The organism is Bradyrhizobium sp. WSM2793, from assembly GCF_000379585.1.
Lineage (GTDB): Bacteria > Pseudomonadota > Alphaproteobacteria > Rhizobiales > Xanthobacteraceae > Bradyrhizobium.
Genome location: NZ_KB902791.1, coordinates 150,876 through 169,460, shown reverse-complemented (window position 1 = coordinate 169,460; position 18,585 = coordinate 150,876). Strand labels below are relative to the sequence as shown.

Sequence of the window (18,585 nt, the reverse complement as noted above, 5' to 3'; positions counted from 1 at the left end):
CTTCTCCCCTTACACTGTCAGTACGTGTACCAGACAGGGGGGCTTTTTGCCCCAATGTTCGTTGATCACGGCCCGGACAGCACGTCGCACCGACTCGCCCAATGCGTCGGGGTCGCGGCGGCGCGCCTTCGGCAGGCCCTCGATGGTGGAGACCACGGCATCGAAGACGAGGTCGTCGAAGGGCTCGCCTGCCCTGTTCTTCTCGGGGATGCCGACCAGATCGACCTCGGGATCGTCGGCCAGCTCGCCCTGCTCGGTCATGGCAATGGCGACGAAGGCACAGCCGGAAAACGCCATGCGCCGCCGCTCGACCACGGCTCGGGACTTGGAGTCCTCCAGGATCGTGCCGTCCTTGTAGAGGCGGCCGGAAGGCACTTCGCCAATGATGCCGGGATCGCCCGGGCCGAGCTTGATCAGGTCGCCGTTGCGGACCACCAGCACGCGCGGCACGCCGGCGGCGCGCGCGAGCTTGGCGTGCTCGTTCAGGTGCAGCGCCTCGCCGTGGACGGGGATCAGGAGCTGCGGCTTCACCCAGCCAATCATGTCGCGCAATTCGTCGCGGCGGGGATGGCCGGAGACGTGGACCAGATGGTCGCGGTCGGTGATGATCTCGACGCCCTGCAGCACGAGGTTGTTGATGATCGAACCGACCGCCTTCTCGTTGCCCGGGATGGTCCGCGAGGAAAAGATGACGCTGTCGCCGCGGTTGAGCGTGATCTCGGGATGGTCGTCATTGGCGATGCGCGCCAGCGCCGCGCGCGGCTCGCCCTGGCTGCCGGTGCACAACGCCAGCACCTTGTCCTGCGGCAGATGGCCGTAAACCTCGGGCGAGCGGAAATTCTGCACGCCATCGAGATAGCCGCATTCGCGCGCGACCTGCACCACGCGCTCCATGGCGCGGCCAACCACGACGACCTCGCGGTCGGCGGCCCTGGCAGCAGCAGCGACGGCCTTGATGCGCGCGACGTTGGAGGCGAAGGTCGTGACCGCAACGCGGCCCTTGGCTGATTTCACCAGGTCGATGATGGTGCGGGCGACCTCGGCTTCCGAGGGTGAACGGCCGTCGCGCACCGCGTTGGTGGAATCGCCGATGAGGGCGAGCACGCCCTCCTCACCGAGTTCGCGCAGCCGCTTCTCGTCGGTAGGCGCGCCAAGTGTCGGGGTCGGGTCGATCTTCCAGTCGCCGGTGTGCAGCACCGTGCCGGCTTCGGTGTGGATCGCCAGCGCATGCGCCTCCGGAATCGAATGCGCGACGGGGATGAACTCGACGTTGAACGGGCCGACGTCGACGCGGCCCCCGGACGGCACCACCGTCACCGGGATCTTCGGCGCGTTGCGCTCGGCGGCGCATTTGGCCTCGAACAGGGCAGCACTGAACTGCGTCGCATAGATCGGGCATTTCAGCTTCGGCCAGAGATCGATGATGGCGCCGAAATGGTCCTCGTGGGCGTGGGTCAGCACCAGGCCCATCAAGTTCTTGCGCTCCTTCTCCAGGAAGCTGATGTCGGGCATGATCAGGTCGATGCCCGGCAGATGCTCCTCGTCGCCGAAGGAGACGCCGAGATCGACCGCCATCCAGGCGCGCTGCTGGCGGTTGCCGAGGCCGTAGATCGACAGGTTCATGCCGATCTCGCCGACGCCGCCGAGCGGCGCAAACACCAGTTCGTCGGGCTTGGCCATCACGCAGCTCCCACGGAGGCGGCCGAGCCGAAGAACACCTCACCCGCGGCGACCGGTACCCGGCGGCCCTCCGCGGTGCGGACGATCAGACAGCCGGTGTCGTCGATGGTGTCAAAAATGCCTTCCAGCGTCATCGTCCCCGTGTGGATTGCGACCCGCTCGCCGAGGCCGGCGGCGCGCTCCAGCCACAGCTTGCGGATCTCGGCAAAGCCGCTTCCATTGTCCCAGATGCCGCGGAACTCGACCCAGGCGTCGGATAGTGCCGAGAACAGCTCCTCGGCACTGATCTGCACCCCGAGCGCCGCCAACGACACCGCGGGCGTCGGCACGCCCTCGGGCGCTGCAACGACATTGGTGCCGATGCCGACGACGACGGCCAGGCGGTCGCCGATGGCTTCGGCTTCGAGGCCGATGCCGACGAGCTTCTTGCCCCCGGCCAAGACGTCGTTCGGCCATTTCAGGGCGTAGCGCGGACGATCAGGGCCGAGGCGGATTGCGGCCTCGAGGCTGACCTTCTCCAGCGCGGCCTCCTCGGCTAGCCCGGCGGCAAAGCCGAGGGTGGCGGCGACGGCCGGCGCGACGTCCATGACTTCGAGGATGCTGGCGGCGAGGTTGCCGCGGGGCGCGATCCAGGCGCGTTGACGGCGGCCGCGGCCGGCGGTCTGCTCTGACGTGACGAACCACATCGGGCCGCGCTCTCCGGCCCTCGCACGTTCGATCGCCTCGGTATTGGTCGAGCCGGTCCGCTCGAACGCCGCGAGCCTGTAGCCCGCGGACAATGCGCGAGGACCGAGCGCGAAACCCATCCTAGAACAGCGACTTTGCCGCGGCGGAGGCGACGCTCACCACGGGACCTGCGAACAGCGCGAACAGGATATTGAACAGGCCGAAAACCGCCAGCACCGTCTTCACCTCGACGCGCACCGGATCGACCTGGCCGGCCGGCTCGTCGAAATACATCGTCTTGACGATGGCGAGGTAGTAGTAGGCGCCGACCACGCTGGTCAGCACGCCGACGACCGCGAGCGTAAACAGGTTCGCCTTGATGGCGGCGACGAAGACGTACCATTTGGCGAAGAAGCCGGCGAGCGGCGGAATGCCCGCCAGCGAGAACAGCAGCATCGCGAACATGAAGGCGAGCAGCGGATTGGTCCGCGACAGGCCGGCGAAATCGCTGATCTGCTCGACCGCCTGGCCGTTGCGGCGCATGGCGAGGATGATCGAGAACGAGCCCAGCGTCATCGCGACATAGATCACGATGTACATCAACACGCCCTGCGCGCCTTCGACGGTGCCGGAGGCAAGGCCGACTAGCGCGAAGCCCATGTGGCCGATCGAGGAATAGGCCATCAGGCGCTTGATGTTGCTCTGGCCGATCGCGGCGAAGGAGCCGAGCGCCATCGAGGCGATCGCCACGAACACCAGGATCTGCTGCCACTGCGAGACGATGCCCGGGAAAGCGGTGAGCGTGACGCGGGTGAACACGGCAAGCGCGGCGACCTTCGGCGCCGACGCGAAGAAGGCGGTGACCGGGGTCGGCGCCCCCTCGTACACGTCAGGCGTCCACATGTGGAACGGCACGGCCGAAACCTTGAAGCAGAGGCCGACGAGCAGGAAGACCAGACCGAACACGAGGCCGACATTCGAGATCGTCGCGGCCGCCGCGATGCCGGTGAAGCTGACCGTGCCAGTGAAGCCGTAGATCAGCGAGGCGCCGTACAGCAGCATGCCCGAGGACAGTGCGCCCAGCACGAAATACTTCAGGCCGGCTTCGGTCGACTTGGCGTTGTCGCGGTTCGAGGCCGCGACGACATAGAGCGCCAGCGACATCAGTTCGAGGCCGAGATAGAGCGAGATCAGGTCGCCGGCCGAGATCAGCACCATCATGCCGAGCGTCGAGAGCAGCACCAGGATGGCGTATTCGAAGATGCGGCGCGAGGGGTCGGACAGGAACTCGGTCGACAGCACCAGCGTCACCGCCGAGCCGATCAGGGCCAGGATCTTCATGAAGCGGGCGAAGTCATCGACGATGAAGCTGCCGCCGAAGGTCACCTGCTTGCCCGCGGGCAGCATGTATTCGAGCACGCCGACCACGACCAGGAGCACGACCGCCAGCGAGGTGACCGCACCGGTCGTCCCCTGCCCGCGATAGGCACCCAGCATCAGCAGAGCCATGGCGCCGATCGCGAGCACGATCTCGGGCAGCACCGGCGCCAGTTGATAACCTGCAGTCTCAAAGCTCATGGCGATATCCTGACCTGCCCGATCACTGGAGCAGTGCGGCGGCCTTCACGGCCGTCACAGCGGTGTTGTAGTTGTTGACGAGTTGCTGGACCGAGGCGGCCGACATGTCGAGCACCGGCTTCGGATAGACGCCGAAGAGGATCGTCAGCGCGATCATCGGGAACAGCGTCAGGCACTCGCGGAAGGTGAGATCCTTCATGCTCGCCAGCGATGGCTTGACCAGCGCCCCGAACACGACCTTGCGGTAGAGCCACAGCGCGTAGCCGGCCGAGAGGATCACGCCGAAAGTGGCGAAGAACGCGGTCGGGATCGAGACCTTGAAGGTGCCGAGCAACGTCATGAACTCGCCGACGAAGCCTGATGTGCCGGGCAGACCGACATTGGCCATGGTGAAGACCATGAAGGTCAGCGCGTAGAGCGGCATCCGGTTGACGAGGCCGCCATAGGCCGCGATCTCGCGGGTGTGCAGGCGGTCGTAGACGACGCCGACGCAGAGGAACAGCGCCCCGGAGACGATGCCGTGCGAGATCATCTGGAACATGCCGCCGGCGACGCCCTGCATGGTGCCGGCGAAGATGCCCATGGTGACGAAGCCCATATGCGCGACCGAGGAGTACGCGATCAGCTTCTTCATGTCCTCCTGCATCAGGGCCACCAGCGAGGTGTAGATGATGGCGATGGCCGAGAGCGTGAAGATCAGCGGCGCGAAGTCGTGCGAGGCCAGCGGAAACATCGGCAGCGAGAAGCGCAGGAAGCCGTAGCCGCCCATCTTCAGCAGGATCGCGGCGAGGACCACCGAGCCCGCGGTCGGCGCTTCGACGTGCGCGTCGGGGAGCCAGGTGTGCACCGGCCACATCGGCATCTTCACCGCGAAGGAAGCGAAGAAGGCGAGCCAGGCCCAGGTCTGCAGCGACCTCGGCACGGCAGTGTGCATCAGCGTCGGAATGTCGGTGGTGCCACCATTCCAGTACAGCGCCATGATGGCGAGCAGCATCAGGACCGAGCCGAGCAGCGTGTAGAGGAAGAACTTGAACGATGCGTAGACCCGGCGCGGACCGCCCCAGACGCCGATGATCAGGAACATCGGAATCAGGCCGCCCTCGAAGAACAGGTAGAACAGCACGAGATCGAGCGCCGAGAAGGTGCCGACCATCAGCGTTTCCAGGATCAGGAACGCCATCATGTATTCGCGGACGCGGTTGGTGATCGCCTTCCAGCTCGCGATGATGCAGAACGGCATCACGGCGGTGGTGAGGATCACCAGCGGCAGCGAGATGCCGTCGACGCCCATGTGGTAGGTGATGCCGGTGGCGAGCCAGTTCGCCTTCTCGACGAACTGGAAGTCGGGATTGCTGGGGTCGAACCGCATGACCAGGATCACCGACACCGCGAAGGTGATCAGCGTGGTCCAGAGCGCGATCCAGCGCGAGTTGCGCTTGGCCGCCTCGTCATCGCCGCGGCTGAGATAGACGATCAGCGCGCCGACCAGCGGCAGGAACGTCGTGACCGATAGGATGGGCCAGGTTGTCATTTACTGGCCTCCAAAGCCGAACATGAACCAGGTGATCAGGCCGGCGGCGCCGATCAGCATGGCGAATGCGTAGTGATAGAGATAGCCGGTCTGGATCTTCACGACGTTGCGGGTGACGTCCAGGACGCGAGCCGAGACGCCGTCGGGACCGAGGCCGTCGATGATGAAGCCGTCGCCCTTCTTCCAGAGCTGATAGCCGATCCACTTCGCCGGACGGACGAAGATGATGTCGTAGAGCTCGTCGAAGTACCATTTGTTGAGCAGGAACTGGTACAGCATCGGCTGCTCTTTAGCGAGCTGCACAGGGATGTACGGCCGGCGGATGTAGAACAGGTACGAGACGAGGAAGCCCAGCACCATCATCACCGTCGGCAGGAAGGCGATGGTCTCGGGGATGTGGTGCATCTCCTCGATGATGTGCGGGTTCATCTTCACGGATTCGCGGAAGAACTCCTCGATGCCGTGACCGGCGAACAGCTCCTTGAACGGGAAACCGGCGACGATGGAGCCGACTGCGAGCACGCCGATCGGGATCAGCATCCAGATCGGAGCCTCATGCGCGGCCTCATAGTGATGCTCGTCATGCGGCTCGCCATGGAAGGTCTTGAAGATCAGGCGCCAGGAGTAGAACGAGGTCAGGCCGGCGGCGACGACCGTCATCAGGAAGCCGTACATCGCAAACGGAATGTGCGAGGCGTAGGCGGACTCGATGATCGCGTCCTTGGAGAAGTAGCCGGCGGTGAGCGGGAATCCGGTGAGCGCCAGCGTGCCGACCACCATCACCGCATAGGTGTAGGGGATCTTCTTCCAGAGCCCGCCCATGTTGCGGATGTCCTGCTCGTGGTGCATCGCGTAGATCACCGAGCCGGAGCCCAAGAACAGCAGCGCCTTGAAGAAGGCGTGCGTGAATAGATGGAACATGCCGACCGAATAGGCCCCTGCTCCCATCGCCACGAACATGTAGCCGAGCTGCGAACAGGTCGAGTAAGCGACGATGCGCTTGATGTCGTTCTGCACGAGGCCGATGGTCGCGGCGAAGAACGCTGTGGTCGCGCCGAAGAACATCACGACGGCCTGCGCATTCGGGGCGAGCTCGAATAGCGGCGACAGGCGCGCCACCATGAAGACGCCGGCGGTGACCATGGTCGCGGCGTGGATCAGCGCCGACACAGGCGTCGGGCCCTCCATCGCGTCCGGCAACCAGGTGTGCAGCAGGAACTGCGCCGACTTGCCCATCGCGCCCATGAACAGCAACAGGCAGGTCAGGGTCAGCGCATCGGCGTGCCAGCCGAGGAAGTTGATGGTCTTGCCGGTGAGGCCGGGCGCGGCATGGAAGATCGTCTCGAAATCGGTCGAGCTGGTCAGCATGAAGATCGCGAAGATGCCGAGCGCGAAACCAAAGTCGCCGACGCGGTTGACCACGAAGGCCTTGATCGCGGCCGCATTGGCCGACGGCTTCTGGTACCAGAATCCGATCAGCAGATAGCTCGCCAGACCCACGCCTTCCCAGCCGAAGAACAGCTGCACGAGGTTGTCCGCCGTCACCAGCATCAGCATGGCGAAGGTGAACAGGCTGAGATAGCCGAAGAAGCGCGGCCGGTTCGGATCCTCGTCCATATAGCCGATGGAATAGAGGTGCACGAGCGAGGACACGGTGGTCACCACCACCAGCATCACGGCCGTGAGCGTGTCGACCCGCAAGGTCCACCAGACCTGAAGATCGCCCGAGAAGATCCAGGGCAGCAGCTGGACCCTGATATCGTGGTGCATGAAGCCGACATCGACCAGCGTCATCCAGGACAGCGCGGCCGAGACGAACAGCAACGCGGTAGTGATCAGCTCGGCACCGCGCGACCCTGCCGCCGCCGGCTCGACCGGACCGTGACCGTGATCATCGTGGGCGTCGTCGTGATGGCTCTCGTGGATGACGGACGCATCCTCGTTGATCGTATCGGACGCATGGGCGTGCGCGTGCGCGTGGCCGTGGTCGCCATGATGCTCGACCTCGTCGCCCGACGGGTTGCGGGCATGCGCGCCGAACAGCGCGATCAGGCCAGCCAGAATGGCGCCCAGCAGAGGCAGAAAGACAATTGCCTGAACCATGACTGAGCTCAGCCCTTCATCAGATTGACGTCCTCAACCGCGATCGAGCCGCGGTTGCGGAAATAGACCACCAGGATGGCGAGACCGATCGCGGCTTCAGCGGCAGCGACGGTGAGCACCAGAAGCGCGAAGACCTGGCCGACGATGTCGCCGAGGAAGGTCGAGAACGCGACGAGGTTGATGTTGACCGAGAGCAGGATCAGCTCGATCGACATCAAGATGACGATGATGTTCTTGCGGTTCAGGAAGATGCCGAGGATGCCCAGCGTGAACAGGATCGCGCCGACCGCCAGATAGTGTCCGAGCCCGATCGTCATTTCACCCACTCCGCCGCGTCAGAGTCCTGGAGCCCCTGCCCCGGCGCCACCTTGCGCATCGCCATCGCCATGTCGGGCGTGCGCGCGTTCTGAACGTTGATGTCCTGCCGCTTCACGCTCGCCTTGTGCCGCAGCGTCAGCACGATGGCGCCGATCATGGCGACCAGCAGCACCATGCCCGAGAGCTGGAAGTAGTGGATGTACTTCGTATAGAGCACCAGCCCGAGCGCCTCGGTGTTCGATACGTTGGCCGGGATCGCCGCCGTGATCGTCTTGGCGACGCCGGGGTTGATAACCCAGAAGCCGACGGTGAGCAGCAGCTCGAACAGGAAGATGCCGCCGATCACCAGGCCGACCGGCAGGTACTCGATGAAGCCCTCGCGCAGCTCGGTGAAGTCCACGTCGAGCATCATGATCACGAACAGGAACAGCACCGCGACCGCGCCGACATAGACGACGATCAGGATCATCGCCAGGAATTCGGCGCCCATCAGCACGAACAGGCCGGAGGCGTTGACGAAGGCCAGGATCAGGTACAGCACGGAGTGCACGGGATTGCGCGAGACAATCACCATCACGGCCGAGGCGACACAGACGCCGGCGAAGAGATAGAAGAACAGCGCGGGAAGGATCATGCCCTCACCTCACCGGTACGGCGCGTCGAGCTCGATCGCTTTCGCGATCTCGCGTTCCCAGCGGTCGCCGTTGGCGAGCAGCTTGGCCTTGTCATAGAACAGTTCCTCGCGGGTCTCGGTCGCGAACTCGAAGTTCGGACCTTCGACGATGGCGTCGACCGGGCAGGCCTCCTGGCAGAGGCCGCAATAGATGCACTTCACCATGTCGATGTCGTAGCGAACGGTGCGGCGGGTGCCGTCGTTGCGGCGCGGGCCGGCCTCGATGGTGATGGCCTGTGCCGGGCAGACGGCTTCGCACAGCTTGCAGGCGATGCAGCGCTCTTCGCCGTTCGGATAGCGGCGCAGCGCATGCTCGCCGCGGAAGCGCGGCGAGATCGGGCCCTTCTCGAACGGATAGTTCAGGGTCGGCTTCGGCTGGAAGAAATAGCGCATGGCGAGGAAGAACGCCGAGACGAATTCCGACAGCAGAAGCGAGCGTGCAGTGGCGTTGACGTTGATACCCATGACGGCCCTCACTTCGGCGCGATGCCGGCGAAATGCAGCACGCCGGCCACCACGATCACCATCGCCAGCGACAGCGGCAGGAACACCTTCCAGCCGAGGCGCATCAATTGATCGTAGCGGTAGCGCGGCACGATCGCCTTTGCCATCGCGAACAGGAAGAACATGAAGAAGACTTTGAGCGAGAACCAGATGATCCCTGGCACCCAGTTGAAAGGCGGCAGGTCGACCGGCGGCAGCCAGCCTCCGAGGAACAGGATCGTCGCCATCGCGCACATCGTGACGATCGCGACATACTCGCCGAGCATGAACAGCAGATACGGCGTCGAGCCGTACTCGACCATGAAGCCGGCGACGAGCTCGGATTCTGCTTCCACGAGGTCGAACGGCGGACGGTTGGTTTCCGCCAGCGCCGAGACGTAGAACACCACGAACATCGGGAACAGCGGCCAGACGTACCAGTTCAGGATGGTGAGCTGCGGCAGTCCGATCAGGCTGGCGAGACCGCGGACGTGCTGGGCCTCGACCACGGCCGACAGGTTCAGCGTGCCGGCGCAGAGCAGCACCGTGATGATGACGAAGCCGATCGAGACTTCATAAGACACCATCTGCGCCGCCGAGCGCAGCGCGGCCAGGAACGGGTATTTCGAGTTCGACGACCAGCCGGCCATGATGATGCCGTAGATCGACAGCGACGAGATCGCGAAGATGAAGAGGATGCCGACATTGATGTCGGAGATCACCCAGCCGAGGTTGGTCGGGATCACCGCCCAGGCAGCCAGCGCGAGCACGCATGAGACCAGCGGCGCAAGGAGAAACACGCCCTTGTTGGCGCCGGCCGGAATGATCGGCTCCTTCAGCACGAACTTCAGAAGGTCGGCGAAGGATTGCAGCAGGCCCCAGGGGCCGACCACGTTCGGGCCGCGCCGGATCTGCACCGCCGCCCAGATCTTGCGGTCGGCGAGCAGGATGTAGGCGATCGCCACGAGCAGGACGACGAGCACCAGGACGCTCTGCGCGACCATGATGATCAGCGGCCAGAGGAACCCGGTCCAGAATGCGCTTTCGAAGAATTCCATCAGATCACGCTCACTCCGCTGCGGTCAGCATGTGCCCGGAGGCGAGGCGCGAGCATTCCGCCATTACGGCAGACGCACGCGCGATTGGGTTGGTCAAATAGAAGTCCTCGACCAGCGGCTTGAACGGCGCCTTCTCGGGCGAACCGCCCTTCCCCGCCAGCTTTTTGATCTGGTCGGCCGAGCCGGGCTCGATCTGGTCGAGGCGGATCAGGTGCGGCACGGCCTTGAAGATCGCCTGGCGCAAGGCGGCCAGCGAGTCATAGCCGAGCTTCTTGCCGAGCGCCTCCGACAGCGCGCGGACGATTGCCCAGTCCTCGCGGGCTTCGCCCGGCGGGAACGCGGCGCGGCCCGTCATCTGCACGCGGCCTTCGGTGTTGACGTAGATCGCGGACTTCTCGGTATAGGCGGCCGCCGGCAGGATCACGTCGGCGCGATGCGCGCCGCGGTCACCATGGGTGCCGATATAGACGACGAAGGTGCCGTCGGGCGCGTTGATCTCGTCGGCCCCTAACAGGAACAGCAAGTCCAGCGTGCCGAACGTCGTCATCTGCGCGGCGTTCAGGCCCCCGCCGGTTGCGGAGAAGCCGATATCGAGCGCGCCGACGCGCGAAGCGGTCTCGTGCAGCACGCCAAAGCCGTTCCAGCCGTCCTTGACCGCACCGACATCGAGCGCGAGCTTGGCGGCGGCGGCGAGAATGGCGGCGCCGTCGTGACGCGAGGCCGCGCCCGCGCCGACCAGGATGATCGGATTCTTGGCGTTCTTCAGCACGTCCATGAACGAGTGCTTGCCGGCCGCGAGCTCACCGAGCGTATCGGTGCCCGCGCCGAGATGGTCATAGTCGTAGGTCAGATCGACCTTCGGACCGATCACGCCGACCTTGAAGCCGCCGGCACGCCAGCGCTTGCGGATGCGGGCGTTGAATACGGCCGCCTCTTTCCGCGGGTTCGCGCCGATGATGAGCAGCGCATCCGCCTGCTCCACACCCGCCAGCGTCGGGTTGAAGATGTAGGAGCCGCGACCGAGCGCGGGGTCGAAGGCGTCGCCGCCCTGCACCGCCAGATTGCCCGAGCCGTATTTGGCGAGAAGATCCTTCAGCGCGAACATCTCCTCGACGCCGGCGAGGTCGCCGGCGATCGCGCCGATGCGCTTGCCGTCGGTGCGTGATGCCTTGGCGGCGATCGCGGCGAAAGCCTCGGTCCAGCTCGCCGCGCGCAGCTTGCCGGCTTCGCGGATGTAGGGCCGGTCCAGGCGCTGGGTGCGCAGGCCGTCGACGACGTGGCGGGTCTTGTCGGAGATCCACTCCTCGTTCACGGCCTCATTGATGCGCGGCAGCACGCGCATGACTTCGCGGCCGCGGGTGTCGACGCGGATCGCAGATCCCACGCCGTCCATCACGTCGATCGACTGGGTCTTGCCGAGCTCCCAGGGACGCGCCGCAAACGCATAAGGCTTCGAGGTCAGCGCGCCGACCGGGCAGATGTCGACGAGATTGCCTTGAAGCTCCGAGGTCAGCGCGTGCTCGAGATAGGTCGTGATCTCCATGTCCTCTCCGCGCCCCGTCGCGCCCATCTCGGGGGCGCCTGCGACTTCCGCCGAGAAGCGGACGCAGCGCGTGCACTGGATGCAGCGGTTCATCGAGGTCTTGACCAGCGCACCGAGATATTTGTCCTCGACCGCGCGCTTGTTCTCGGCGAAGCGGCTGGTGTCGACACCATAGCCCATCGCCTGGTCCTGCAGGTCGCACTCGCCGCCCTGGTCGCAGATCGGGCAATCCAGCGGATGGTTGATCAGAAGGAACTCCATCACGCCTTCGCGTGCCTTCTTCACCATCGGCGAACGCGTCGAGATCTCCGGCGGCTCGCCCTTGGGGCCCGGACGACAATCGCGCACGCCCCAGGCGCAGCTCGCGACCGGCTTCGGGCCGCCCTTCACCTCGACGAGGCACATCCGGCAATTGCCGGCGATCGACAGCCGCTCGTGATAGCAGAAGCGCGGAATCTCGGCGCCGGCCGCCTCGCACGCCTGAAGCAGCGTGTACTCGGCGGGGACATCGATCTCTTTGCCGTCGATGATGAGCTTGGTCATTCTTCTTACTCCGCCGCGACCATGTTCACGGGATCGCGGACGCCGATATCGTCGACATCGGCCTTATGCGAATACTGGTCGATGCGCGCTTCGATCTCGTGACGGAAATGCGCGATCAGGCCCTGGATCGGCCATGCCGCGGCATCGCCGAGCGCGCAGATGGTGTGGCCTTCGACCTGCTTGGTGACTTCGAGCAGCATGTCGATCTCGCGCTTGTGGGCGCGGCCTTCGGCCATGCGGGTGAGCACGCGCCACATCCAGCCCGTACCCTCGCGGCACGGCGTGCACTGGCCGCAGCTCTCGTGCTTGTAGAAATAGGAGATGCGGGCAATGGCGCGGATCAGGTCGGTGGACTTGTCCATCACGATCACGGCCGCGGTGCCGAGGCCCGAGCGCAGCTTGCTCAGGCTGTCGAAATCCATCGGCGTGTCGATGATCTGCTCGGCCGGCACCATGCGCACCGACGAACCGCCGGGGATCACGGCCTTGAGGTTGTCCCAGCCGCCGCGGATGCCGCCGCAATGCTTGTCGATCAGCTCACGGAACGGGATGCCCATCGCCTCTTCGACGTTGCAGGGCCGCTCGACATGGCCGGAGATGCAGAAGAGCTTGGTGCCGACATTGTTGGGACGGCCGATGCCGGCGAACCAGGCCGCGCCGCGGCGCAGGATGTCCGGCGCAACCGCGATGGACTCGACGTTGTTGACGGTGGTCGGACAGCCGAACAGGCCGACATTGGCCGGGAACGGCGGCTTCAGGCGCGGCTGGCCCTTCTTGCCTTCGAGGCTTTCGAGCAGCGCGGTCTCTTCGCCGCAGATATAGGCGCCGGCGCCGTGGGCGACGTAGATGTCGAACGGCCAGCCGTTGACGTTGTCCTTGCCGACCAGCTTGGCTTCATAGGCCTGGTCGATCGCGGCCTGCAGGTGCTCGCGCTCGCGGATGAACTCGCCGCGGACATAGATGTAGCAGGCATGCGCGTTCATCGCGCAGCTCGCGATCAGGCAGCCCTCGATCAGGAGATGCGGATCGTGCCGCATGATCTCGCGATCCTTGCAGGTGCCGGGCTCGGATTCGTCGGCGTTGACGACGAGATAGCTCGGCCGGCCGTCGGTCGATTCCTTCGGCATGAACGACCATTTCAGACCGGTCGGGAAGCCGGCGCCGCCGCGGCCGCGCAGGCCTGACGCCTTCATCTCGTTGATGATCCAGTCGCGGCCCTTGTCGATGATGTTCTTGGTGCCATCCCAGGCGCCGCGGCGCCGCGCACCCTCGAGCCCCCAATCGTGGAGGCCGTAGAGGTTCTTGAAGATGCGGTCCTTGTCCTCGAGCATATCAGTGCTTTCCGATCAACGAATGGTCTGCTTGTAGGCAAGTCCGGCGGCGCAGACGGCGAAGGTCAGCGCCCAGAGCAGAGAGGATTCCAGCGACGCGCTCAGGCCGAAGCGCTGCAGCAGGAAAATGAAAGCGGCCGCCACGGCGGCGTGCAACGCGATGAAGCCCCACTTTTTCATGGCACCGCTCTCCTGCACGGAAGGCTGCGAGAGATCACCCATCAGGTGCTCTCCTTCAGCGTGGTCGGCCCGGTGATCGGCGCCGAGAACTGGCGGCCGTTCTGCGGACCGGGCTTGGGCGGATTGCCCGAGGCGAAACCGTCGAGCACCTTGCCGAAGCTTTCCTTGGTCAGGTCCTCATAGGTGTCCTTGCCGATCAGCACCATCGGCGCGTTCACGCAGGCGCCCAGGCACTCGACCTCTTCCCAGCTGAAATTGCCGTCCTTGGAGAGATGGAAGGGCTCGTGATGGATGCGGTGCTCGCAGACGTGGATCAGATCCTCGGCGCCCCGCAGCCGGCACGGTGTGGTGCCGCAAACCTGGACATGGGCCTTCTTGCCGACGGGGGCGAGCTGGAACATGGTGTAGAAGGTCGCCACCTCCAGCACGCGGATGTAGGGCATGTCGAGCATGTCGGCGATGACGCGGATCGCGGCTTCCGAGACCCAGCCGTCGTGCTGCTCCTGGGCCCGCCAGAGGATGGCGATGACGGCGGAGGCCTGACGTCCCGCCGGATATTTCGCGATCTGCTGCTTGGCGAATGCGAGGTTCTCCTCCGTGAACGCAAAGCTCGCGGGCTGGACTTCCTTCGGTGCTAATCGGCGAACGGACATCTCTTCAATCTCTCACTGCATGCGGCGCGCTGTTTTCGCATTCAGGGCTTCGATCCTGTCCTGCCAAAATGCGCTTGCGGTGCCGAAAACGTTGTAGCCGACATGGGTCGAGACCTTGATGCGGTCGAGAATCGACAGCTCGGTCACGGTCTCCATCCGGTTGCTGCGCGGATCGAACACGATCAGCTTCAGCGGGGTCTGTTCGAGGATGAAGCGCGACACTGCATGAGAGCGGTCGCTGCCGTGCTCCTCGCACATGATGACGCTGTCGGCCTGGAGCAGACGCGCGCCGCCCTTGATCGCCTCGATCTCGACGCCCTCGACGTCGAGCTTGATCAGGTATTTGCCGGCCCTTGCGACTTTGCCGTCCTCGATCAGATTATCGAGAGCGATGACCGGCACGTCCTCACCGCCCGCGGAGGGATCGCCGGCGATGCTGAAGGCCTCGTGCTTGGTGCCTGAAAGACGCGCGGTGCCGCGGGTGGCGCCGATCGCGCATTTCATGGTCTCGAAGCGATTGCCGTTGACCCGGGCGTTGTTGGCGAGCTTCGGATAGTTCTGCCCCGACGGCTCGATCGCGATCGCCTTGTGCGAGCCGAACGGCTTGCTCGACACCAGCACCGACCAATAGCCGTAATTGGCACCGCAATCGAGCAACGTGTAGTCGACGTCGACGCTATCGGCGAACAGCAGCTCGAGCTCGTCCTCATAGTTGTAGGAGCGGTTGAGCAGCTTGCTCCAATAGCCGTCGCCGTAAGGGAACTCGAACACGGCGTCGGGATTGAGCCTGATCGCGATGTTGCGCTCGGGCAGCGTCTTCCGCAGCAAATTCGCACAGGCGATGTAGCCCATATGCGAGAAGTGCGAGCAGATCTTCGATCCCGTCACCAGCGCCAAGGCAGCCGTCCGCTCCCACAGGTTGGCCCCTTCCAGGGCCCCCGAGGCGCGGTCAAACTGGATTGGCGCCTGCTGCCCCATCACCGATCGACCTCTCCGAACACGATGTCGAGCGAACCGAGGATGGCCGAGACGTCGGCGAGCAGATGGCCGCGGCAGATGTGGTCCATCGCCTGCAGATGCGCAAAGCCCGGCGCGCGGATCTTGCACTTGTACGGCTTGTTGGTGCCGTCGGAGATCAGATAGACGCCGAACTCGCCCTTGGGCGCCTCGACCGCGGCGTAGACTTCGCCGGCCGGCACGTGGACGCCTTCGGTGTAGAGCTTGAAGTGGTGGATCAGCGCTTCCATCGAGCGCTTCATCTCGCCACGGCGCGGCGGCGCGACCTTGTTGTCGGCGACGACAACGGGGCCCTTCCCGTCGGGCGCGTTCAGCTTCTGGATGCACTGCTTCATGATGCGGATGGACTGACGCATCTCTTCCATGCGGATCAGATAACGGTCGTAGCAGTCGCCGTTCTTGCCGATCGGAATGTCGAAATCCATCTCGGCATAGCATTCATAGGGCTGCGACTTGCGCAGGTCCCAGGCCGCGCCCGAGCCGCGCACCATCACGCCCGAGAAGCCCCACTCCCAGGCCTCCTTCAGCGGCACCACGCCGATGTCGACGTTGCGCTGCTTGAAGATGCGGTTGGCGGTGAGCAGGCGGTCGAGATCGTCCACGACTTTCAGGAACGGATCGCACCAGGCCTCGATGTCGTCGACCAGCTTCTGCGGCAAATCCTGATGCACGCCGCCGACGCGGAAGTAAGCCGCATGCATGCGGCTGCCCGAGGCGCGCTCGTAGAACACCATCAGCTTCTCGCGCTCTTCAAAACCCCACAGCGGCGGGGTCAGCGCGCCGACGTCCATCGCCTGCGTGGTGACGTTGAGCAGATGCGACAGGATGCGGCCGATCTCGCAATAGAGCACGCGGATCAGCTGGCCGCGGCGCGGCACCTCGATGCCGAGCAGCTTTTCGGCCGCCATGCAGAAGGCGTGTTCCTGGTTCATCGGCGCGACGTAGTCGAGCCGATCGAAGTAAGGGATCGCCTGGAGGTAGGTCTTCTGCTCGATCAGCTTCTCGGTGCCACGGTGAAGCAGGCCGATATGCGGATCGACGCGCGCGACGACTTCGCCGTCAAGCTCCAGCACCAGACGCAACACGCCGTGCGCGGCCGGATGCTGCGGACCGAAATTGATGGTGAAGTTGCGAAGGTTTTCGGGTTGCTCGTTCATGATCAGACCTTCGGTCCCGCTTTTTCATCTCCCGGAAGCACCGGATAATCGGCCCCCTCCCACGGAGACAAAAAGTCGAACTTGCGGAATTCCTGGTTGAGCCGGACGGGCTCGTACACCACCCGCTTCTCCTGGTCGTCGTAGCGGACCTCGACGAAACCCGTGGTCGGGAAGTCCTTGCGCAGCGGATGGCCCTCGAAGCCGTAATCGGTGAGGATGCGGCGCATGTCGGGATGGCCGACGAAGAACACGCCGTAGAGGTCGTAGGCCTCGCGCTCGAACCAGTCGGCGCCGGGGAACAATTCGATCAGCGACGGCACCTGCGTGGTCTCGTCGGCCTGGGCCTTGAGGCGGATCCGCGCGTTCAGGGTCGGTGACAGGAAGTGATAGATCACGTCAAAGCGCTTCTCGCGCGACGGATAGTCCGCGGCCGTGATGTCGGTGAAGTTGATGAAGCGGCAGCTCGGGTCGTCGCGGAGGTACTTGACCACCTCGACGATCTTGCTGGCTTCGACATCAACCGTGAGCTGGTTGAAGGCCACCGAATGACCGATCGCGGCGCCCGGAAGCGCGCTAACGATCGTCTGCCCCAGTGCGTCGAGCTTGGCGTCGTCCATGACGTAAAACCTTAGCGTTCGATGGTGCCGGTGCGCCGGATCTTCTTCTGCAGCAGCAGCACGCCGTAGAGCAGCGCTTCCGCCGTGGGCGGGCAGCCCGGCACATAGATGTCGATCGGCACGATGCGGTCGCAGCCGCGCACGACAGAGTAGGAATAGTGATAATAGCCGCCGCCATTGGCGCAGGAGCCCATCGAGATGACGTAGCGCGGCTCGGGCATCTGGTCGTAGACCTTGCGCAGCGCAGGCGCCATCTTGTTGGTCAGGGTGCCGGCGACGATCATCACGTCGGACTGGCGCGGCGAGGCACGCGGCGCGAAGCCGAAGCGCTCGACGTCGTAGCGCGGCATCGACACCTGCATCATCTCGACCGCGCAGCAGGCGAGACCGAAGGTCATCCACATCAAGGAGCCGGTGCGGGCCCAGGTGATGAGGTCGTCGGTCGCAGCCACGAAGAAGCCCTTGTCGGACAGCTCGGAATTGACCTCGAGAAAGAACGGATCATTGGCCCCGACCGGCCGGCCGGTCGACGGATCCAGGATGCCCTTGGGGGCCGGCGCGATAGCCGGACCTGTGGACGACACGGGGTTCAATCCCATTCGAGTGCTCCCTTCTTCCATTCATAGGCGAACCCGACCGTCAGCACGGCGAGGAACACCACCATGGACCAGAAGCCGGTCGCGCCAAGCTTGCCGAACGCCACCGCCCAGGGAAACAGGAACGCCACCTCGAGATCGAAGATGATGAAGAGAATGGCGACGAGATAGAAGCGGACGTCGAACTTCATGCGCGCGTCGTCGAAGGCGTTGAAACCGCACTCATACGCCGACAGCTTTTCCGGGTCCGGCTGCTGGAACGCCACGACGAAGGGCGCGATCAGCAGCACGAGGCCAATGAGGCCCGCTACCCCTATAAAGACGACGAGTGGAAGATAGTTCTGCAGAATGCCGCTCATGGCGAGCCCTTTTTCCCGCAGCCTCGGGACAGCCACGGATTCGTCCGATTTGGAATTATTCTGAGCCTTAGCGCAGTGCACCAATGGGCGCAAGACACGCTCTTTTTAGGCCCTTTGCCGCCCCCAGAACGGTGAAAATCCCGGAATCACCCCGCGCTGGTATGGAGCAGATCGTCAGGGCCAGCAAGGGCGGTTCGGGCCCGCGGCCGTGGCGTCTGCTGTTTGGGAAGGCCCACTTTATGTAGGCCGCGGCGCGGCAAAATACACATTAAAACGACGATTGCCGCTGGTCGGCCGCATTCCCACCCACCAAGCCCGCAGCCGCTCCGAGCAGCCTATCCACAGGCAAGGCAGGCACGAGCCATGCATCGCGCGGGGGGCGAGCCCCGCCTCAGGCGATATATTGCAGTCCGGCCGGGGTCCAGCCGCGAGCGCGGCGACGGCGACATCCTGGGCCATCGCGCGCGCCGCGCTCGGATGAGCTTCGGGCTGGGGGGCA

18 protein-coding genes are annotated in these 18,585 nt (G+C 64.6%); all 18 read right to left on the bottom strand.

Annotated elements, in window-relative coordinates:
- Positions 1-9: 9 nt before the first annotated feature.
- From A3AS_RS0124280 to A3AS_RS0124195, 18 genes are read right to left on the bottom strand one after another with little or no spacing between them, the layout of a single operon-like run.
- Positions 10-1,680 (bottom strand): ribonuclease J, encoded by a 1,671-nt coding sequence (locus A3AS_RS0124280; RefSeq protein ID WP_018320155.1) that lies wholly within the window; start codon positions 1,678-1,680, stop codon positions 10-12.
- Complete coding sequence (locus A3AS_RS0124275; protein ID WP_018320154.1) at positions 1,680-2,486, bottom strand: biotin--[acetyl-CoA-carboxylase] ligase; 807 nt, start codon at positions 2,484-2,486, stop codon at positions 1,680-1,682. The genes A3AS_RS0124280 and A3AS_RS0124275 overlap by 1 nt, the downstream gene beginning before the upstream one ends.
- A gap of 1 nt (position 2,487) precedes the next feature.
- Positions 2,488-3,924, bottom strand: a complete 1,437-nt coding sequence (nuoN, locus tag A3AS_RS0124270; RefSeq protein ID WP_018320153.1) for an NADH-quinone oxidoreductase subunit NuoN — start codon at positions 3,922-3,924, stop codon at positions 2,488-2,490.
- Positions 3,925-3,946: 22 nt separating this feature from the next.
- Positions 3,947-5,455, bottom strand: coding sequence for an NADH-quinone oxidoreductase subunit M (locus A3AS_RS0124265; RefSeq protein WP_018320152.1), 1,509 nt, complete (start codon positions 5,453-5,455; stop codon positions 3,947-3,949).
- On the bottom strand, positions 5,456-7,558 hold the full coding sequence (gene nuoL, locus A3AS_RS0124260) for an NADH-quinone oxidoreductase subunit L (RefSeq protein ID WP_018320151.1): 2,103 nt from the start codon (positions 7,556-7,558) through the stop codon (positions 5,456-5,458).
- An 8-nt stretch (positions 7,559-7,566) separates the two neighbouring features.
- The gene (gene nuoK / locus A3AS_RS0124255; RefSeq protein WP_008547737.1) at positions 7,567-7,875 is read right to left on the bottom strand and encodes an NADH-quinone oxidoreductase subunit NuoK; all 309 of its coding nucleotides are present in this window, start codon (positions 7,873-7,875) and stop codon (positions 7,567-7,569) included.
- A complete protein-coding gene (locus A3AS_RS0124250; RefSeq protein WP_018320150.1) occupies positions 7,872-8,510 on the bottom strand; it encodes an NADH-quinone oxidoreductase subunit J in 639 nt (212 codons plus the stop codon). Before A3AS_RS0124250 ends, nuoK begins: the two co-directional genes overlap by 4 nt.
- A gap of 9 nt (positions 8,511-8,519) precedes the next feature.
- Entirely contained in the window at positions 8,520-9,014 is a 495-nt protein-coding gene (gene nuoI, locus A3AS_RS0124245) for an NADH-quinone oxidoreductase subunit NuoI (protein WP_191093171.1), read from the bottom strand.
- Between the two features lie 8 nt (positions 9,015-9,022).
- Positions 9,023-10,090, bottom strand: a complete 1,068-nt coding sequence (nuoH, locus tag A3AS_RS0124240) for an NADH-quinone oxidoreductase subunit NuoH (protein WP_018320148.1) — start codon at positions 10,088-10,090, stop codon at positions 9,023-9,025.
- A 10-nt stretch (positions 10,091-10,100) separates the two neighbouring features.
- A complete protein-coding gene (gene nuoG / locus A3AS_RS0124235) occupies positions 10,101-12,176 on the bottom strand; it encodes an NADH-quinone oxidoreductase subunit NuoG (RefSeq protein ID WP_018320147.1) in 2,076 nt (691 codons plus the stop codon).
- Positions 12,177-12,181: 5 nt separating this feature from the next.
- Complete coding sequence (nuoF, locus tag A3AS_RS0124230; protein ID WP_018320146.1) at positions 12,182-13,507, bottom strand: NADH-quinone oxidoreductase subunit NuoF; 1,326 nt, start codon at positions 13,505-13,507, stop codon at positions 12,182-12,184.
- A gap of 15 nt (positions 13,508-13,522) precedes the next feature.
- Positions 13,523-13,729 (bottom strand): hypothetical protein, encoded by a 207-nt coding sequence (locus A3AS_RS0124225; RefSeq protein ID WP_018320145.1) that lies wholly within the window; start codon positions 13,727-13,729, stop codon positions 13,523-13,525.
- A complete protein-coding gene (gene nuoE / locus A3AS_RS0124220) occupies positions 13,729-14,340 on the bottom strand; it encodes an NADH-quinone oxidoreductase subunit NuoE (protein WP_018320144.1) in 612 nt (203 codons plus the stop codon). The genes A3AS_RS0124225 and nuoE overlap by 1 nt, the downstream gene beginning before the upstream one ends.
- Before the next feature lie 12 nt (positions 14,341-14,352).
- A complete protein-coding gene (locus A3AS_RS0124215) occupies positions 14,353-15,318 on the bottom strand; it encodes an FkbM family methyltransferase (protein WP_018320143.1) in 966 nt (321 codons plus the stop codon).
- A complete protein-coding gene (locus A3AS_RS0124210) occupies positions 15,318-16,514 on the bottom strand; it encodes an NADH-quinone oxidoreductase subunit D (RefSeq protein WP_018320142.1) in 1,197 nt (398 codons plus the stop codon). The genes A3AS_RS0124215 and A3AS_RS0124210 overlap by 1 nt, the downstream gene beginning before the upstream one ends.
- Before the next feature lie 2 nt (positions 16,515-16,516).
- Positions 16,517-17,131, bottom strand: a complete 615-nt coding sequence (locus tag A3AS_RS0124205) for an NADH-quinone oxidoreductase subunit C (RefSeq protein ID WP_018320141.1) — start codon at positions 17,129-17,131, stop codon at positions 16,517-16,519.
- 11 nt (positions 17,132-17,142) lie between these two features.
- Entirely contained in the window at positions 17,143-17,730 is a 588-nt protein-coding gene (locus A3AS_RS0124200) for an NADH-quinone oxidoreductase subunit B family protein (protein ID WP_026202310.1), read from the bottom strand.
- The gene (locus A3AS_RS0124195) at positions 17,721-18,086 is read right to left on the bottom strand and encodes an NADH-quinone oxidoreductase subunit A (protein ID WP_018320139.1); all 366 of its coding nucleotides are present in this window, start codon (positions 18,084-18,086) and stop codon (positions 17,721-17,723) included. The genes A3AS_RS0124200 and A3AS_RS0124195 overlap by 10 nt, the downstream gene beginning before the upstream one ends.
- Positions 18,087-18,585: the final 499 nt, after the last annotated feature.

Bases quoted from the DNA above. Each gene is read 5' to 3' on its own strand.
- A3AS_RS0124225 (WP_018320145.1), bottom strand. From the start codon at position 13,729: ATGGGTGATCTCTCGCAGCCTTCCGTGCAGGAGAGCGGTGCCATGAAA.
- nuoL (WP_018320151.1), bottom strand. From the start codon at position 7,558: ATGGTTCAGGCAATTGTCTTTCTGCCTCTGCTGGGCGCCATTCTGGCT.
- A3AS_RS0124250 (WP_018320150.1), bottom strand. From the start codon at position 8,510: ATGATCCTTCCCGCGCTGTTCTTCTATCTCTTCGCCGGCGTCTGTGTC.
- nuoI (WP_191093171.1), bottom strand. From the start codon at position 9,014: ATGGGTATCAACGTCAACGCCACTGCACGCTCGCTTCTGCTGTCGGAA.
- nuoK (WP_008547737.1), bottom strand. From the start codon at position 7,875: ATGACGATCGGGCTCGGACACTATCTGGCGGTCGGCGCGATCCTGTTC.
- nuoE (WP_018320144.1), bottom strand. From the start codon at position 14,340: ATGTCCGTTCGCCGATTAGCACCGAAGGAAGTCCAGCCCGCGAGCTTT.
- A3AS_RS0124200 (WP_026202310.1), bottom strand. From the start codon at position 17,730: ATGGGATTGAACCCCGTGTCGTCCACAGGTCCGGCTATCGCGCCGGCC.
- A3AS_RS0124275 (WP_018320154.1), bottom strand. From the start codon at position 2,486: ATGGGTTTCGCGCTCGGTCCTCGCGCATTGTCCGCGGGCTACAGGCTC.
- A3AS_RS0124280 (WP_018320155.1), bottom strand. From the start codon at position 1,680: ATGGCCAAGCCCGACGAACTGGTGTTTGCGCCGCTCGGCGGCGTCGGC.
- nuoG (WP_018320147.1), bottom strand. From the start codon at position 12,176: ATGACCAAGCTCATCATCGACGGCAAAGAGATCGATGTCCCCGCCGAG.
- A3AS_RS0124195 (WP_018320139.1), bottom strand. From the start codon at position 18,086: ATGAGCGGCATTCTGCAGAACTATCTTCCACTCGTCGTCTTTATAGGG.
- A3AS_RS0124265 (WP_018320152.1), bottom strand. From the start codon at position 5,455: ATGACAACCTGGCCCATCCTATCGGTCACGACGTTCCTGCCGCTGGTC.
- A3AS_RS0124205 (WP_018320141.1), bottom strand. From the start codon at position 17,131: ATGGACGACGCCAAGCTCGACGCACTGGGGCAGACGATCGTTAGCGCG.
- nuoH (WP_018320148.1), bottom strand. From the start codon at position 10,090: ATGGAATTCTTCGAAAGCGCATTCTGGACCGGGTTCCTCTGGCCGCTG.
- nuoF (WP_018320146.1), bottom strand. From the start codon at position 13,507: ATGCTCGAGGACAAGGACCGCATCTTCAAGAACCTCTACGGCCTCCAC.
- A3AS_RS0124215 (WP_018320143.1), bottom strand. From the start codon at position 15,318: ATGGGGCAGCAGGCGCCAATCCAGTTTGACCGCGCCTCGGGGGCCCTG.
- nuoN (WP_018320153.1), bottom strand. From the start codon at position 3,924: ATGAGCTTTGAGACTGCAGGTTATCAACTGGCGCCGGTGCTGCCCGAG.
- A3AS_RS0124210 (WP_018320142.1), bottom strand. From the start codon at position 16,514: ATGAACGAGCAACCCGAAAACCTTCGCAACTTCACCATCAATTTCGGT.